14 protein-coding genes are annotated in these 15,822 nt (G+C 61.8%); 2 read left to right on the forward strand and 12 right to left on the reverse strand.

Annotated features, from left to right (window positions below):
- The first annotated feature begins 51 nt into the window (after nt 1–51).
- On the forward strand, nt 52–270 hold the full coding sequence (locus tag AC26AR_RS16630) for a PA3496 family putative envelope integrity protein (RefSeq protein WP_077379827.1): 219 nt from the start codon (nt 52–54) through the stop codon (nt 268–270).
- A 483-nt stretch (nt 271–753) separates the two neighbouring features.
- Here AC26AR_RS16630 and AC26AR_RS16635 read toward each other — a convergent pair whose 3' ends face one another.
- Nucleotides 754–2,121 carry a sodium-dependent transporter gene (locus tag AC26AR_RS16635; protein ID WP_077379825.1) on the reverse strand — a complete coding sequence of 456 codons (1,368 nt, stop codon included), beginning with the start codon at nt 2,119–2,121 and terminating at the stop codon, nt 754–756.
- Nucleotides 2,122–2,522: 401 nt separating this feature from the next.
- On the reverse strand, nt 2,523–3,455 hold the full coding sequence (locus AC26AR_RS16640; protein WP_488107342.1) for a DUF72 domain-containing protein: 933 nt from the start codon (nt 3,453–3,455) through the stop codon (nt 2,523–2,525).
- 228 nt (nt 3,456–3,683) lie between these two features.
- Between AC26AR_RS16640 and AC26AR_RS16645 the strand changes: the two genes are divergently transcribed.
- On the forward strand, nt 3,684–4,376 hold the full coding sequence (locus AC26AR_RS16645; RefSeq protein ID WP_077379821.1) for a YitT family protein: 693 nt from the start codon (nt 3,684–3,686) through the stop codon (nt 4,374–4,376).
- On the opposite strand, the gene rluF is transcribed toward AC26AR_RS16645, so the two are convergent.
- From rluF to AC26AR_RS16695, 10 genes are all read right to left on the reverse strand, one after another.
- Nucleotides 4,373–5,668, reverse strand: coding sequence for a 23S rRNA pseudouridine(2604) synthase RluF (gene rluF / locus AC26AR_RS16650; RefSeq protein ID WP_488107343.1), 1,296 nt, complete (start codon nt 5,666–5,668; stop codon nt 4,373–4,375). The genes AC26AR_RS16645 and rluF overlap by 4 nt on opposite strands.
- A 169-nt stretch (nt 5,669–5,837) precedes the next feature.
- On the reverse strand, nt 5,838–7,685 hold the full coding sequence (gene glmS, locus AC26AR_RS16655) for a glutamine--fructose-6-phosphate transaminase (isomerizing) (RefSeq protein WP_077379814.1): 1,848 nt from the start codon (nt 7,683–7,685) through the stop codon (nt 5,838–5,840).
- Nucleotides 7,686–7,696: 11 nt separating this feature from the next.
- The gene (locus tag AC26AR_RS16660) at nt 7,697–8,476 is read right to left on the reverse strand and encodes a DeoR/GlpR family DNA-binding transcription regulator (RefSeq protein ID WP_077379812.1); all 780 of its coding nucleotides are present in this window, start codon (nt 8,474–8,476) and stop codon (nt 7,697–7,699) included.
- 208 nt (nt 8,477–8,684) lie between these two features.
- Nucleotides 8,685–10,055 carry a bifunctional UDP-N-acetylglucosamine diphosphorylase/glucosamine-1-phosphate N-acetyltransferase GlmU gene (gene glmU, locus AC26AR_RS16665; protein ID WP_077379809.1) on the reverse strand — a complete coding sequence of 457 codons (1,371 nt, stop codon included), beginning with the start codon at nt 10,053–10,055 and terminating at the stop codon, nt 8,685–8,687.
- A 326-nt stretch (nt 10,056–10,381) separates the two neighbouring features.
- On the reverse strand, nt 10,382–10,804 hold the full coding sequence (locus AC26AR_RS16670; protein ID WP_054556360.1) for a F0F1 ATP synthase subunit epsilon: 423 nt from the start codon (nt 10,802–10,804) through the stop codon (nt 10,382–10,384).
- Nucleotides 10,805–10,833: 29 nt separating this feature from the next.
- A complete protein-coding gene (atpD, locus tag AC26AR_RS16675; RefSeq protein ID WP_077379807.1) occupies nt 10,834–12,207 on the reverse strand; it encodes a F0F1 ATP synthase subunit beta in 1,374 nt (457 codons plus the stop codon).
- A gap of 56 nt (nt 12,208–12,263) precedes the next feature.
- The gene (gene atpG / locus AC26AR_RS16680; protein WP_065392631.1) at nt 12,264–13,130 is read right to left on the reverse strand and encodes a F0F1 ATP synthase subunit gamma; all 867 of its coding nucleotides are present in this window, start codon (nt 13,128–13,130) and stop codon (nt 12,264–12,266) included.
- Between the two features lie 67 nt (nt 13,131–13,197).
- Nucleotides 13,198–14,742, reverse strand: a complete 1,545-nt coding sequence (gene atpA, locus AC26AR_RS16685) for a F0F1 ATP synthase subunit alpha (RefSeq protein WP_065392630.1) — start codon at nt 14,740–14,742, stop codon at nt 13,198–13,200.
- A 16-nt stretch (nt 14,743–14,758) separates the two neighbouring features.
- Complete coding sequence (locus AC26AR_RS16690; protein ID WP_077379805.1) at nt 14,759–15,301, reverse strand: F0F1 ATP synthase subunit delta; 543 nt, start codon at nt 15,299–15,301, stop codon at nt 14,759–14,761.
- Nucleotides 15,302–15,314: 13 nt separating this feature from the next.
- The gene (locus tag AC26AR_RS16695; RefSeq protein ID WP_065392628.1) at nt 15,315–15,785 is read right to left on the reverse strand and encodes a F0F1 ATP synthase subunit B; all 471 of its coding nucleotides are present in this window, start codon (nt 15,783–15,785) and stop codon (nt 15,315–15,317) included.
- Nucleotides 15,786–15,822 lie beyond the last annotated feature (37 nt).

The following is a 15,822-nucleotide window of genomic DNA, read 5'->3' on the forward strand; positions in this document are numbered from 1 at the left end:
GTGTGGTGCCAGTGAAAGCCCACATCCTTTGGATGCCATGGAGGTCGAATCATGCGTAATTCAGAGCAGGTAGATACGCTCAAGAACGAGCTTCTCGATATTTTCATGACCCTCGGTGCCGACGAACATCAGGCCCGCAAGAAACAAAGCGCAGTCCGCCACCTCCGCGCCAGACGCGGAATCGAAATGCACAACGAAATCAAGCGCCTGAGCGAGGATTTAAGCGACATCGAAGTGCTGGAAACGGAAAGCGATATCGATACCCACTGATTCTCGGGCGGGGAGCGATACGTCTCCCCGCCGAGCAGTCCCCCATCTCCCTGCCAGCTCAGGGACGAGGGCTTCTGTCTTCCTTGCCGCCATCTCTGATGAGCATGGTCAGCCCCCCTCGCGACATTTTCTTCTGCCTTCGGGCCCTCAGCCTTCATTTCCCTCTGCAACGACTCTGCCTTCTGCCGCGCGCTCGCCACGGTGTCACTCTCGATCATCCTCCATCTGCACCGACACTCTCTGCCTCATTGTCATGTCATCGCCCAGGACGATGCACCAACAGGGTGCAAGTACACACTGACATGAACGTGACGCCCGCCATCTCCCACACTGAGCATCGAGTCGCCGCCTGGATGTCGTGCACGGGCCATCTCGGCCAGAAACGCGAGAGGCTCGCCGGATAGGCGAGCCTCTTGTCGTTCTTCAATGCCGTCAGATCCGTGCTGACAGAACATCAGGACAGCCTGAAGAGTGGGGCCGGGATTACAGGCTGGAGGCGAAGACCACCACCACGCCGATCGGGGCGATGAAGCGCGCCACGAAGCTCCACAGCTTGAAGGCCGAGTCGCTCATGTTGAGCTGACTGCGCACTTCATCACGCCCCATGAACCAGCCGACGAAGACGATGGTCGCCAGGCCGGTCAGCGGCAGCATCAGCTTGCTGGTCGCGTAATCAAGCAGGTCGAAGATGGTCATGCCCTCGAACTTGGCGAACATGCCCAGCGGCGCCACATCACTCCACAGATTGAAGGACAGGATGGTGGCGATCCCCAGCAGCCAGGTCGCGATCCCCGCCACCCAGGCAGAGGCCACGCGTGACATCGGCGTCTTCTCTTCCAGCCATTCGACGATGGGTTCCAGCAGCGAGATGCCTGAGGTCCAGGCCGCGAAGACCAGCAGCACGAAGAACACCACGCCGAACACTTCACCGCCCGGCATGTGGCCGAAGGCCAGCGGCAGGGTCTGGAAGATCAGGCCCGGGCCCGCAGCGGCGTCGAGACCATTGGAGAACACCACCGGGAAGATGGCCAGCCCCGCCAGCAGAGCGATGACGGTATCCAGCACCACCACGATCAGCGCGGTACGCCCGATGTTGACGTCATCGGAGAGATAGGAGCCGTAGGCCATCATGATGCCCATGCCCAGTGACAGGGTGAAGAAGGCATGCCCCATCGCCGCCAGCACGCCATCCTTGTCGAGCTTGGAGAAGTCCGGTGTCAGCAGCCAGGCAGCCGCTTCGGCGAAGCCATCAGTGGTCGCCGCATACCCGACCAGCATGACCAGCATGACCGCCAGCAGCGGCATCAGGATCTTGGCGGCACGCTCCAGACCACCCGCGACGCCCCCGGCCACGACCAGGATCACCATCAGCATGAAGGCACTGTGCCAGGCCAGCAGGGTGGTCGGGTCGCCCAGCAGACCACCGAACAGACTGCCTGCCGTGTCAGAGGTCAGGCTTTCGAAGCTGCCACTGGCGGCGTCGGCGATGAAGGCCAGTGCCCAGCCACCGATGACACTGTAGAAGGACAGGATCAGATAGGCGCCGAGCACACCGGCCACCCCGATCAACACCCAGGCGGGGCTACGCTTGAGGCGCGCACTGATGTGACTCATGGTCGAGATCGGGTTCTTCTGTCCCAGGCGGCCCAGCAGCCACTCGGACATCAGGATCGGCAGGCCGATCAACAGAATGCAGACCAGATAGACAAGAACGAAGGCACCGCCGCCGCTCTCACCGGTCATGTACGGGAATTTCCAGATGTTGCCCAGTCCGACGGAGGAACCGACGGCGGCCAGGGTGAAGGCCAGGCGAGAAGACCACTGAGCGTGGGAATGCGGTTTGGATGACATGTGAGTCCCTGATTCGTCGCGATGATGCCAGCCACGGGTAGCGGCCTGTGGCATCTTGTTGTGCTTGTTGCATCATGCTGGCGAGACGGAAGGATGAACCGTGGCCGACAGGATGGCGTCGCAGGATCACTGCTGTGGTGCATCTGGCCGTCATCATGGCCGGATAGGCCCGAATGACAGACAGACTGGTGTCGATAGACACGCCGGAATGGACACGCTGTCCGCCCCGGTAAATATCGCCGTGGTAACGACAATAGGTAGGTAAAGTTACTCGATTGACCCGATATCTACCAGCAAGCCACCCTCAGACCATCGCCTCACGATAGAAAACAGCGCTTGAGGCCGGCAGGTCACTTCCCCCGTCCCGCAAGACACTGAAGCGCGACAGGCAGCGGATGGCGCTAGAAGAGACGTCCTTGTCCTTCCCCGGGGAAGGCACCGATCAATGGACGATCAAGCCGCTCCAGCACCTGATTGGCCAGACGACGTGCCAAGGCCGGAGCCGCCTTGTTGTCAGGAGTATGCACAAACAGGAAAGGGCTTTTCCCCTGACTTATCCACAGAGAAAGACGTTCCACCCAGGGCTGGAAGAAGGCCAGATTGGTCGCGTCGTCATGATGCCCGATGAAGCGGACCAGCGGTTGGCGTGCGCTGGAGAACACATGCAATGGGCGATGCGGCTTTTCCGAGCGTGCCACGGCAAGCTCTGGATGCGCGGTATCGGGGCCACTGAAGAGTGGACGGACATCCAGCATCACGCGATCGACTCCGTGACTTATCAACAAGCGATTCAACTGTCGTTCCACCGAGCCCTTGGCAAAGAAACTCGGGGCACGGGGCTCCACGGCCCAATCAAGGCCAGCACCCTCGACATGCGCGAAGAATTGCGCAAGACGCGGGAGTACCTCCTCCCCCAGGTCGCGTGGCAGCTGGATCATGATCGGCCCCATGCGCGACTTAAGCGGCGCAAGCCGCGCCAGGAATTCCGCCAGCTCCTCCTCGATTCCCTGAAGCCTCAACTCATGGGTCAGTCGTCCCGGCAACTTGAAGCAGAAGCGGAAGTGCTCGGGCGCCTGGCGGGCCCAGCTGGCCACGGCGCTCTCCGGCGGCAGAGCATAGAAGCTGGTATTGCCTTCGACACAGTCGAAGACCTGCGCGTAATCCGCCAGATGGTCACGCGGGCCACTGCCCGGCAGCAGGCTACCGCGCCAGTCATCGTTGGCCCACATCGCGAGCCCGAGATGAAGATGCCCCGCCTCGCAAGCTCTGTCATGGCCCGCAGCATGCGGAACATTCGTCTCAGTCGGTGCGGAGGATGCATGAAAATGGTGCATGAAGGCGCCATAGCTAGAGGAATGTGAGGGTCAAAGGCCCAATACACCGAATAATATCGTCTGCTAGAGCGACGTAAGCACAATAAAAACTGTCATCACGGCGTGCTATGGTCCGCTTCCTGCATGAACCGTCACAGGCGAACCACCCCTCGCCGCGACATCGCTTTCTGCCCGCCACAAGCAGGTCGGAAGCCATCATTGTTGACTGCCCATACCCCGGAGCCTGTCATGACTGCTTTCCAACGACTCATCCTGCGTGCCAACGACGGCCGCTCCCGTGCGGCCAATGCCATCACGCTGCGTAGCCTGATCACGCTCTTCGAGGGCTGTCTGCTGGTGGCACTCGGCGTGCGCCTGCTGCAGGCCGGCGGCTTGCTGGTCAGTGGTACTGCCGGGATGTCATTGCTTGGCTCGGACCTGACGGGCTTGAGCTTCGGCAGTCTGTTCTTCCTGATCAATCTGCCCTTCTACGGGCTGGCCTGGAAGCAGCTGGGGCTCAACTTCACGCTGCGCACCCTGGGATGCGTCAGTCTGCTCTCGGTCCTGACGGATCTACTGGCGGTCAGTCTGCCGCTGGGCGACGTCAATCTGCCGGTGGTGGCGATTGCCGCAGGCCTGCTCATCGGGCTGGGGGTCACCCTGCTGTTTCGCGAGAACGCCTCCCTCGGCGGACTCAACATTCTCGCGCTGGATCTGGAGCGACGCTTCGCCATCCATGCAGGCCGCACGACTTTCGCCTTCGATCTGCTGCTGATCGCGCTCGCCGCGCTGGTCTATCCCTGGCCGCAGGTCATCTGCTCGGCACTGGCGTTCGCCACGCTGTCTTTCGTACTGGGCCGCTACCACCGCCGCACGCCTCAAGGATCAGATGCCAGCACCACCGCTCAAGACGATGGCAAGCAGGTGCAGGCAGCTCACTAGCGGCGACCACGCCCGCCATTGGAGCCGCCGCCCTTGTACGACGAGCTCTTGCCCCCGGCACTTCTGCCGCCAGGATTCTTCTTGCCAAAGGTCGTGTTGCCAGAGGTCTTGCTACCAGAAGACTTGCTACCAGAGGACTTGTCGCCAGCCCCCCTGCTCGCCGCATCGCGCTCATCGCGCTCATCGCGACGCTCTCCGGCCTTGCCACGCGTGCGTGGCTTGAGGCCGCTCGCGAGCTTGCCCGCGCCATTGGCGCTCTTGCTGCCCGGCTGGGAGCCGCCCTTGCCGGCGCTGCTGCGTTCCTGATTGCCACGAACGGACCTGGACTCATCGGTACGCTCCCGCCGCCCCGCCCCTTCCTGGCGAGCACCCGAGCGTTGGCCTGTCTTGGGCTGACCTGAGCCGCGCTGATCCGAGCTGCGCTGGCCCATGGCGCGCTTGCTGCTGTCCTCGCGCCGAGCACCACCACGCCGGCCGCTATCCGTATCCTGCGCGGCACGCTGATGGCGCGCGGCAGTCGCGTGCTGGGAAGGCGTCGGCGCCTCCGCCAGTCGTGAGGCCTCCTCGGTACCACTGGAGCCTTCGATCATCCGATGGATGTCGTCCATCTCGCGCTGGGTGAGATAGCGCCATTCGCCGATGCCCAGCCCGTCCAGGCTGACATTCATGATGCGCACCCGCTTGAGCTTGAAGACCTCATAGCCCAGCGCCTCGCACATGCGGCGAATCTGGCGATTGAGCCCCTGCGTCAGGATGATGCGGAACACGTAGGTGGAAATCTGCTCGATGCGGCACGGCTGGGTGATGGTATCCAGAATCGGCACGCCGGCTGCCATGCGCTTGAGAAAGTCCGGGTTGATCGGCTTGTCGACCCGCACCACATATTCCTTCTCGTGGGCGTTGCCGGCCCGCAGGATCTTGTTGACGATGTCGCCGTCACTGGTCAGGAAGATCAGGCCATCGGAGGGCTTGTCGAGGCGACCGATCGGGAAGATCCGCTTGGGATGACCGATGTAGTCAATGATGTTGCCTTCCACGTGGCGCTCGGTGGTACAGGTGATGCCCACCGGCTTGTTGAAGGCCAGATAGACCGCTTCCTGCTTGGCCTTCAACGGCTTGCCGTTGACCAGCACCTCATCGCCCGGCGCGACCTTGGTGCCCATCTCGGGGACGACACCATTGATGGTCACTCGCCCTTCGGCGATATGGCGATCCGCCTCGCGCCGCGAGCAGAAGCCCGTTTCGCTGATGAACTTGTTGAGGCGGGTAAGCGATGCGTCGCGATCAGTCATGGCAGGTCACGTGCGTGCGCCGGGCGATGAACGCGCAGCGGACGTAAGAGGATAAGAAGGCAGGCGCACAGGATACCAAAAACGGCAGCCCTGAGGCTGCCGTTGGCACGATGAGACTGAGCTCATCTGCTGCTGCGCCAGACATGACGCAGCCGTCTTGCATCGCGGATCACTCGACCGTGACGCTCTTGGCCAGGTTGCGCGGCTGATCGACATCGGTGCCCTTGAGCACGGCGACATGGTAGGACAGCAGCTGCAGCGGCAGAGTGTAGAGAATCGGTGCCAGCACTTCGCTGACATGTGGCATGCGCAGCACGCGCACGCCTTCGCTCTCTTCGAGACTGATGTTCTCGTCAGCGAAGACGAACAGCTCCCCGCCACGTGCACGCACTTCCTGAAGGTTCGACTTGAGCTTCTCGAGCAGCTCGTCGTTGGGTGCCACCGCGACCACCGGCATGTCGGCATCCACCAGCGCCAACGGGCCGTGCTTCAGCTCGCCCGCCGGATAGGCCTCGGCGTGGATATAGGAGATTTCCTTGAGCTTGAGCGCGCCTTCCAGCGCGATGGGGAACTGGGTGCCACGCCCGAGGAACAGCGCATTGTGCTTGTCAGCGAAGGCCTCTGAGAGACGCTCGATCTCGCTGTCCATGGCCAATGCCTTGGTGACCAGTGACGGCAGCTGACGCAGCTCACGCACCACCTCGGCTTCTCCGGCCTCATCGCCACCCCGCACGCGACGCAGCGACAGCGTCAGCAGCATCAGACCGACCAGCTGGGTGGTGAAGGCCTTGGTGGAGGCGACGCCGATTTCCGGTCCGGCCATGGTCATCAGGCTGAGGTCCGATTCACGCACCAGCGAGCTGCCCGGGACGTTGCAGATCGCCAGACTGCCGAGGAAGCCGCCCAGCGACTGGGCATAGCGCAGTGCGGACAGCGTGTCGGCGGTCTCGCCGGACTGGGACAGGGTGACGAACAGGGTGCCATCGGCCACCACCACCGGACGGTAGCGGAACTCGGAGGCGACCTCGACCGCCGCCGGAATGCCGGCCAGACGCTCGATCCAGTAACGCGCCACCATGCCGGCGTGGTAGCTGGTACCACAGGCGACGATCTGCACCTGCTTGACCTGACGGAAGAGGTTTTCCGCCTCGCTGCCGAAGCTGCGCACCAGCACGTGATCACCGTTCAGGCGACCTTCCAGCGTGGCAGCCAGCACACGGGACTGCTCGTGGATTTCCTTGAGCATGAAGTGGCGATAGTCGCCCTTGGAGGCGGCATCCTGCGCGTGCTCGAAGGTCTGGACCGGGCGCTCGTTGGCCTCGGTGATCAGACGCTCGCCCTGCTCGAAGATCTCGATCTGCTCGGCGGTCATGCGCACCAGATCGCCTTCCTTGAGATAGATGAAGCGATCGGTGACCTGCAGCAGCGCCAGCTGATCGGAGGCCAGGAAGTGCTCGTCGATCCCGACACCGATCACCAGCGGGCTGCCCTGACGCGCGCCGATCAGCACGTCCGGCTGGGCACGATGTACCACGCCCAGCGCGAAGGCGCCATCCAGCAGGGCGACGGCCTTCTGAACGGCGGTCAGCAGGTCCTGGCTCAGGGTGTATTCACGCGCCAGCAGGTGGGCGACCACCTCGGTGTCGGTCTCGGAGGTGAAGACATACCCCTGACCTTGCAGCTCGCGCTTGAGCGTCTCGTAATTCTCGATGATGCCGTTGTGGACTACGGCCAGGCTGTCACCGGACTGGTGCGGGTGAGCATTGGCTTCACTCGGCGCCCCATGCGTGGCCCAGCGAGTGTGAGCGATACCCACGCGTCCCTTGAGCGGTGATTCTTCGAGACGCTCCTGCAACGCCGCGACCTTGCCCAGCGCACGCACGCGATTCAAGCGGCCCTCTTCGGACAGCACGGCCATGCCGGCACTGTCATAGCCACGGTATTCGAGGCGGTGCAGACCCTCGAGCAGGATGTTCTGGACGTTACGACTGGCGACGGCGCCTACGATGCCACACATGAGCAATCTCCTTATGCTGTTGCTGGCGCCACGAGCGGGGCGATCAACACCTCGACTCCATGAGCGCGAATCTGGTCACGCGCAGCATCAGGCAACGCGTCATCGGTTATCAGGGTACTGATGCTGGACCAGGCCAGCTCCAGGTTGGGAATGCGACGGCCCAGCTTGTGGGATTCCGCCATCACCACGACTTCTCGCGACACCTCGGCCATCACGCGTGACAGGCCGATCAGCTCATTGAAGGTGGTAGTGCCACGTTCGAGGTCCAGACCATCCGCGCCGAGGAAGACCTGGTCGAAGTCGTAACTGCGCAGCACCTGCTCCGCCACCTGTCCCTGGAAGGAATCGGAGTGCGGATCCCAGGTACCACCGGTCATCAGCAATACCGGCTCGTTTTCCAGCTCACGAATGGCATTGGCCACGCTCAGCGAGTTAGTCATCACGATCAGGTCATCACGCCCCTTGAGCTCGGGGATCAGCACCACCGTGGTGGTACCGCTGTCGATGATGATGCGCTGATGGGCGCCGATACGGCTGGCTGCCAGGCGGGCGATGGCCTGCTTGGCGGCACTGACCGGTTCGTCATGCACCAGCAGTTCACGCGGCATGGCCACGGCGCCGCCGTAGCGCCTGAGCAGCAGGCCGCTCTTCTCGAGAAAGGCCAGATCCTTGCGGATGGTGACCTCGGAAGTGGCGAGTTCCCGCGCCAGTGCCTCGACACTGACTTCACCGTCACGTCCCAGTTGTTCGAGGATCTGGTGACGCCGTTGTGGTGTCAGACGCTTGGACATCAGGGCCCCCTATAAAGTTTCGAAACGAAAGATAAGTGAGGCATAACGAAACATCAAGTGAAAGACGAGACAGGATGAGACGATTCATTCCTGCACGCCGTTCCACAGAGCTGACCGCGATGACAAAACGGGGAGACACCTGTCGGTGCCTCCCCGTTTCTGATGCCCACCTTCACTCACCAGCAAGCATCGCGACTGAAGCTGCCGTTCACTTCTTGGTCGGACGCGGCCATTCCGGCTTGTCGATACGCTTGCCACGCGCCACGCTCAACGCGCCTTCGGCGACATCGCGGCTCAGGGTCGAGCCAGCGCCCACGGTGGCACCCGCACCGATCTTGAGCGGCGCCACCAGCGCGGAGTTGGAGCCGATGAAGGCATTGTCGCCAATTTCGGTTCGGAACTTGTTGGCACCGTCATAGTTGCAGGTGATGGTGCCGGCACCGACGTTGACTGCCTCGCCGAGGGTGGCATCACCGACATAGCTCAGGTGATTGATCTTGGCGTTCACGCCCACCTGGGCATTCTTGGTCTCGACGAAGTTGCCGATGCGCGCGCCGCGCGCCAGTTCGGTTCCAGGACGCAGACGTGCGAAGGGCCCGACATTGTTGTCACCTTCCAGTACCGCACCATCGATGACGCTATGCGGCGCGATGTTGGCGCCGGCACCGATGGTGGCATTGCGGATCACGCAGTGGGCGCCGATGACCACGTCATCTCCGAGACTCACTTCGCCCTCGAAGACACAACCGACGTCGATGCTGATATCGGTACCGATGGACAGCTTGCCGCGCACGTCGATGCGCGCCGGGTCCGCCAGGCTGGCACCTTCGGTCATCAGGCGGTTGGCTTCACGACGCTGGAAGGCGCGCTCGAGATCGGCCAGCTGCAGACGATTGTTGACGCCCTGCACTTCCTCGACCGCCGCCGGCTGGGCGGTGGCGATGTTGACACCTTCGCTGGCCGCCATGGCGATGATGTCGGTCAGGTAGTACTCGCCCTGGGCGTTGTCGGCGGACAGTGCCGGCAGCCAGCGCTTGAGCTGGGCACCGGTGGTGGCGAGGATACCGGTGTTGCCTTCCTGGATAGCCAGCTGCTCCGGCGTGGCATCCTTGTGCTCGACGATGGCGCTGACGCGACCTTCGCTATCGCGCACGATACGGCCATAGCCTGTCGGGTCTTCCAGGATCACCGTCAGCAGGCCCAGAGTCTGCTCACTGACTTCGGCCAGCAGCGCCTCGAGGGTCTCGCGACGAATCAGCGGCACATCGCCATACAGGATCAGCACCTTGCCATCGCCGATGGCTTCCAGTGACTGGGCCACGGCGTGACCGGTGCCCTTCTGCTCTGCCTGAACGGCAAAGCTCGCGCCGGTGTCGGCCAGCTGCTGCTGCACACGCTCACCACCATGACCGATGACGACATTCAGATGCGCACCGTCCAGGCCTGCAGCGGTGTCAGCCACATGACGCACCATCGCCTTGCCTGCCAACGGGTGCAGCACCTTCGGCAATTTGGAACGCATGCGGGTGCCCTGGCCTGCGGCAAGAATGACGACGTCGGTACGCTCTGCACTGCTCATCGGTGAACTCCTGTAGAAAGCGGGTCTTCATACCTGAAGCCCCTGAAAATAATGGCGCCATCATAGCAGCTGAACCCTGAGCTGCCAGTGACGAGGTTTACCCACGGCCCTGTCGCCGAGAACAGACCCGCGAAAGCATCAGTCGCCCGCAAGACACCTGAGCCATCTCTCCGATAGGCTCGGCACCCTTCCTGATGAGCCCGGTCAGTCCCCGGCGTCACAGGAACGACCTTCGATGGCTAGAGGCATCAGTCCTCTCGGGCATAAAAAAAGGCGACCCGAAGGTCGCCTTTTTCCTGTCACTGGCCGTCATGGCCCAGTGCATCTCAGCGCGTGTGACGACGCATTTGCTGCACGGTGCGCAGCTTGGCCATCGCCTCGGCCAGTTCGGCCGTGGCGCGTGAGTATTCCAGTTCGGAAGCCTGATCGTTCATGGCCTTCAAGGCCACTTCCTTGGCTTCCTGGGCTGCCGCCTCATCCAGATCGTCGGCACGTACTGCGGTGTCGGCGAGGACTGAAACGAGGTTCGGCTGCACTTCGAGGAATCCACCACTGACGTAGTAGATTTCCTCGGCCCCACCCTGACGCTGAACGCGAATCGGGCCGGGTTGCAGCTCGGTCAGCAGCGGTGCGTGACCCGGCATGATGCCGAGGTCACCTTCGCTGCCGGCAGCCACGAGACGCTCGACCAGGCCGGAAAAGATGCCTTTCTCAGCGCTGACGATGTCGCAATGGACGCTCATAGCCATACCTGTTTCCTCATGCCTGAACAGGGAAATTACATGCCCTTGGCTTTCTCGACAGCTTCGTCGATGGTGCCGACCATGTAGAACGCCTGCTCCGGCAGTGCGTCATATTCGCCGTCCAGGATACCCTGGAAGCCGCGGATGGTGTCCTTGAGGGACACGTACTTGCCCGGCGCGCCGGTGAAGATTTCCGCCACGAAGAACGGCTGTGACAGGAAGCGCTGGATCTTGCGCGCACGTGCCACGGTCTGCTTGTCTTCGTCAGACAGCTCGTCCATCCCGAGGATGGCGATGATGTCCTTCAGCTCCTTGTAGCGCTGCAACACACCCTGAACGTTACGGGCAGTGTTGTAGTGCTCCTCGCCGACGACCAGCGGGTCGAGCTGACGAGAGGTGGAGTCGAGCGGGTCAACGGCCGGATAGATACCCAGCTCGGCAATCTGACGAGACAGTACGACAGTCGCGTCAAGGTGCGAGAAGGTGGTCGCCGGAGACGGGTCGGTCAAGTCATCCGCGGGGACGTAGACGGCCTGCACGGAAGTGATCGAGCCGGTCTTGGTAGAAGTGATGCGCTCCTGCAGGACGCCCATCTCTTCCGCCAGTGTCGGCTGATAACCCACCGCGGACGGCATACGGCCCAGCAGTGCGGACACTTCGGTCCCTGCCAGGGTGTAACGATAGATGTTGTCGACGAACAGCAGAACGTCACGACCTTCGTCACGGAACTTCTCGGCGATGGTCAGGCCGGTCAGTGCCACGCGCAGACGGTTGCCGGGCGGCTCGTTCATCTGACCGTAGACCAGGGCAACCTTGTCGAGAACGTTGGATTCCTTCATTTCGTGGAAGAAATCGTTACCTTCACGAGTACGCTCACCCACGCCCGCGAACACGGAGTAACCGCTGTGCTCGGTGGCGATGTTACGGATCAGCTCCATCATGTTGACGGTCTTGCCGACACCGGCGCCGCCGAACAGACCGACCTTGCCGCCCTTGGCGAACGGGCAGACCAGGTCGATGACCTTGATGCCGGTTTCCAGCAGCTCGTTTGATGCTGCCTGTTCCGCGAAGCTCGGGGCTGCACGGTGGATCGGCATGTGCTCATCCGCACCCACATCACCCGCTTCATCGATCGGCTGACCCAGCACGTTCATGATGCGACCCAGAGTCGCCGTGCCGACCGGCACGGAGATCGGAGCACCAGTGCTCTCAACTGCGAGACTGCGCTTGAGGCCTTCGGTCGAACCCATTGCGATAGTACGGACCACGCCGTCGCCCAGCTGCTGCTGGACTTCGAGTACGGTCTCGCTATCGGCGACGTTCAGGGCGTCGTAGACCTTGGGCACTGCGTCCCGCGGAAACTCGACGTCAATCACCGCGCCGATGATTTGTACGATACGTCCGCTCATTCCTGGTTCCTCTTAAACCTGCGATTGAAACCTGCTTGCCTGTTGCCACGCTGTCATCAGACGGCGGCGGCACCGGATACGATCTCGGAGATTTCCTGAGTGATCGCTGCCTGGCGGGCCTTGTTGTAGACCAGCTGGAGGTCGTCGATCAGGTCGCCGGCGTTATCGGTCGCACTCTTCATTGCGATCATTCGCGCTGCCTGTTCGCAGGCGATGTTCTCGACCACGGCCTGATAGACCTGGGCCTCGACATAGCGCTTGAGCAGCTTGTCGAGCAACGAGACGGCATCCGGCTCATACAGGTAGTCCCATGTAGTGGGACCGGTTTCTTCGTCGTTCTGATCAGCTTCGAGAGGAAGCAGCTGACGCACGACCGGCTTCTGCGTCATGGTGTTGACGAACTCGTTGAACACCACGTACAGACGGTCGAGGCTGCCCTCGTCGAATGCGTCCAGCATGGCCTTGACGCTACCGATCAGATCCTGGGTACCCGGGGAATCCCCGAGACCGGACTTGGCGGCAAGCAGGTTGCCACCGTAGTTGCGGAAGAAGGTACCGGCCTTGGAGCCGAGGGCACAGAAGTCCACCTCGACACCCTGGTCGCGCCAGCTCTTCGCATGCTTGGTGACAGCCTTGAACAGATTGGCGTTCAGGCCACCACACAGGCCGCGATCACTGGAGACCACGATATAACCGACACGCTTCACATCGCGTTCCATCAGATACGGATGGCGATATTCCGGGTTGGCCCGGGCGATGTGTCCTACAACCTTGCGGATCTGATGGGCATAAGGCTGGCTGGCCGCCATGCGATCCTGCGCTTTACGCATCTTCGACGCAGCCACCATTTCCATGGCGCTGGTGATCTTTTGCGTATTTTTGATGCTCCCGATCTGGGAGCGAATCTCTTTTGCAGCTGCCATAGCGATCTGCCTTATTCATGCCACCCGAAGGGAAACGACAAGGCCCGGACTGGCCGGGCCATGTCACTTACCAGCTCTGGGTCGCCTTGAACTTCTCGACGCCAGCCTTGAGACCATTCTTGATCTCGTCATCGTAGCCGCCGGACTGATTGATCTTGTCCAGAAGATCCGCGTGCTCGGAGCGCATGTAGTCAAGCAGCGCTTTCTCGAAGCCCAGCACCTTGGCGACTTCGACGTCGTCCAGGTAGCCTTCGTTGGCCGCGAACAGCGAGATCGCCATGTCGGCCACGGACATCGGAGAGTACTGCTTCTGCTTCATGAGCTCGGTGACACGCTGACCGTGCTCGAGCTGCTTGCGGGTCGCTTCGTCCAGATCGGAGGCGAACTGCGAGAAGGCTGCCAGTTCACGGTACTGAGCCAGTGCCAGACGCACACCACCACCCAACTTCTTGATGATCTTGGTCTGGGCAGCACCACCGACACGGGAAACAGACAGACCCGCGTTGATGGACGGACGGATACCGGAGTTGAACAGGCTGGTCTCGAGGAAGATCTGACCGTCGGTGATGGAGATCACGTTGGTCGGAACGAACGCGGAGACGTCGCCACCCTGGGTCTCGATGATCGGCAGCGCGGTCAGGGAGCCGGTCTTGCCTTTCACTTCACCCTTGGTGAACTGCTCGACATAATCGGCGTTGACGCGTGCAGAACGCTCAAGCAGACGGGAGTGGAGATAGAAGACATCACCCGGGTAGGCTTCACGGCCCGGCGGACGCTTGAGCAGCAGGGAGATCTGACGATACGCCCATGCCTGCTTGGTCAGATCGTCATAGACGATCATCGCGTCTTCGCCGCGGTCGCGGAAGTACTCGCCCATGGTGCAACCGGCGTACGGTGCCAGGAACAGCATGGCAGCCGGGTCGGAGGCACCAGCCGCGACGATGATGGTGTGTTCCATCGCGCCGTGCTCTTCGAGCTTGCGCACGACGTTGGCGATGGTGGACTGCTTCTGGCCGACGGCGACGTAGACGCAGGTAATGCCCTTGCCCTTCTGATTGATGATGGCATCAATCGCGATGGCGGACTTACCGATCTGGCGGTCACCGATGATCAGCTCACGCTGACCACGGCCGATCGGCACCATGGCATCGATGGACTTCAGACCAGTCTGCACCGGCTGGTCGACCGGCTCACGGGCGATGACGCCCGGAGCGACCTTCTCGACCGCGTCAGTCAGCTTGGCGTCGATCGGGCCTTTGCCGTCAATCGGGTTACCCAGAGCATCGACCACACGGCCGACCATTTCCGGACCCACCGGCACTTCGAGAATGCGACCGGTGCACTGCGCGGTCATGCCTTCTTCGAGTTGCAGGTAGTCGCCCAGGACGACAGCGCCGACGCTATCACGCTCAAGGTTGAGCGCCATACCGAAGACGCCACCCGGGAATTCAATCATCTCACCGAACATGACGTCTGCGAGGCCGTGGATCTGCACGATGCCGTCGGAGACGCTGACGATGGTGCCCTGATTACGGGCTTCGGATGCGACGTCAAGCTTTTCGATACGCTGCTTGATGATGTCGCTGATCTCGGAAGGATTCAGTTGCTGCATGCCATGTCCCTCGGACTCAGGAGTTCAGTGCTTCGGAAAGCCGGGCCAGCTTGCCGCGCACGGAGCCGTCAATGACGGTATCTCCGGCACGGATGATGACGCCGCCGAGCAGCGTACTATCCACCTGAGTGGTAATGGAGATGTCGCGGTTCAGACGCTTGCGCAGGGCGGTGGCGAGCTTCTCTTCCTGCTCGCTTTCCAGTGCAAAGGCGGACACCAGGGTCACCTCGACACGCTGTTCCTGCTCGGCCTTCTGGGCCTCGAACAATTCGGCCACGGAGGGCAGGGCCGCGAGGCGGTCCTGCTCACCGAGAGTCCGGATGAAGTTGCGTGCGTTGTCGTCCAACGCGTCGCCGCACACGTCAATGAAGGTGTCGACCTTGTGCTCGGTAGAGAGCTTCGGGTTGTCGAGCACCGCCTTGACGGTCGCGTCGACAGCGACGTTCGCCGCTGTCGACAACATTCCGGACCAGGCCTCTAGCGCCTGCTGGCCGCGTGCAAACTCGAACGCCGCCTTGGCGTACGGACGAGCCGCGGTGGAGGTAGACGTTTCAGCCATGGAATCAGTCTCCTCAGAGCTCAGCAGCGAGTTTGTCAATCAGCTCGCGGTGCTTGGCTTCGTCGATGGAGGATTCCAGGATGCGCTCTGCACCGATCACTGCCAGAGATGCGACCTGACCACGGAGCTCGTCCTTGGCCTGGTTGATCTCCTGGGTGATCTCTGCGCGCGCCTGAGCGACCATACGCTCGCCTTCGGCACGGGCAGCTTCACGAGCTTCCTCGATCATCTGGTTGGAACGCTTGTGCGCCTGCTCAATGATGCTTGCTGCTTCTTCCTTGCTTTCCCGCAGTGTCTCGCTGGCTTTTTCCTGCGCCAGTTCGAGGTCACGGGTAGCACGGCTGGCAGCATCCAGACCATCTGCAATCTTCTTCTGACGTTCTGCCAGAGCCTGTGTGACCGGCGGCCAGACATACTTCATGCAGAAGAAAACGAAGACCGCAAAGGCGATGGCCTGACCAATCAGGGTTAAGTTCAGATTCACGCCAGCACCTCTCGCTTCACGATTGTTGGGTCATAAA

This window comes from Cobetia sp. PS-4MA, assembly GCF_057670765.1.

What these genes read in the sequence shown, in the direction of transcription:
- atpD (WP_077379807.1), bottom strand. Translation starts at nt 12,207, where the DNA reads ATGAGCGGACGTATCGTACAAATCATCGGCGCGGTGATTGACGTCGAG.
- glmU (WP_077379809.1), bottom strand. Translation starts at nt 10,055, where the DNA reads ATGAGCAGTGCAGAGCGTACCGACGTCGTCATTCTTGCCGCAGGCCAG.
- AC26AR_RS16630 (WP_077379827.1), top strand. Translation starts at nt 52, where the DNA reads ATGCGTAATTCAGAGCAGGTAGATACGCTCAAGAACGAGCTTCTCGAT.
- atpG (WP_065392631.1), bottom strand. Translation starts at nt 13,130, where the DNA reads ATGGCAGCTGCAAAAGAGATTCGCTCCCAGATCGGGAGCATCAAAAAT.
- AC26AR_RS16640 (WP_488107342.1), bottom strand. Translation starts at nt 3,455, where the DNA reads ATGCACCATTTTCATGCATCCTCCGCACCGACTGAGACGAATGTTCCG.
- AC26AR_RS16660 (WP_077379812.1), bottom strand. Translation starts at nt 8,476, where the DNA reads ATGTCCAAGCGTCTGACACCACAACGGCGTCACCAGATCCTCGAACAA.
- AC26AR_RS16645 (WP_077379821.1), top strand. Translation starts at nt 3,684, where the DNA reads ATGACTGCTTTCCAACGACTCATCCTGCGTGCCAACGACGGCCGCTCC.
- rluF (WP_488107343.1), bottom strand. Translation starts at nt 5,668, where the DNA reads ATGACTGATCGCGACGCATCGCTTACCCGCCTCAACAAGTTCATCAGC.
- atpA (WP_065392630.1), bottom strand. Translation starts at nt 14,742, where the DNA reads ATGCAGCAACTGAATCCTTCCGAGATCAGCGACATCATCAAGCAGCGT.
- AC26AR_RS16670 (WP_054556360.1), bottom strand. Translation starts at nt 10,804, where the DNA reads ATGGCTATGAGCGTCCATTGCGACATCGTCAGCGCTGAGAAAGGCATC.
- glmS (WP_077379814.1), bottom strand. Translation starts at nt 7,685, where the DNA reads ATGTGTGGCATCGTAGGCGCCGTCGCCAGTCGTAACGTCCAGAACATC.
- AC26AR_RS16635 (WP_077379825.1), bottom strand. Translation starts at nt 2,121, where the DNA reads ATGTCATCCAAACCGCATTCCCACGCTCAGTGGTCTTCTCGCCTGGCC.
- AC26AR_RS16690 (WP_077379805.1), bottom strand. Translation starts at nt 15,301, where the DNA reads ATGGCTGAAACGTCTACCTCCACCGCGGCTCGTCCGTACGCCAAGGCG.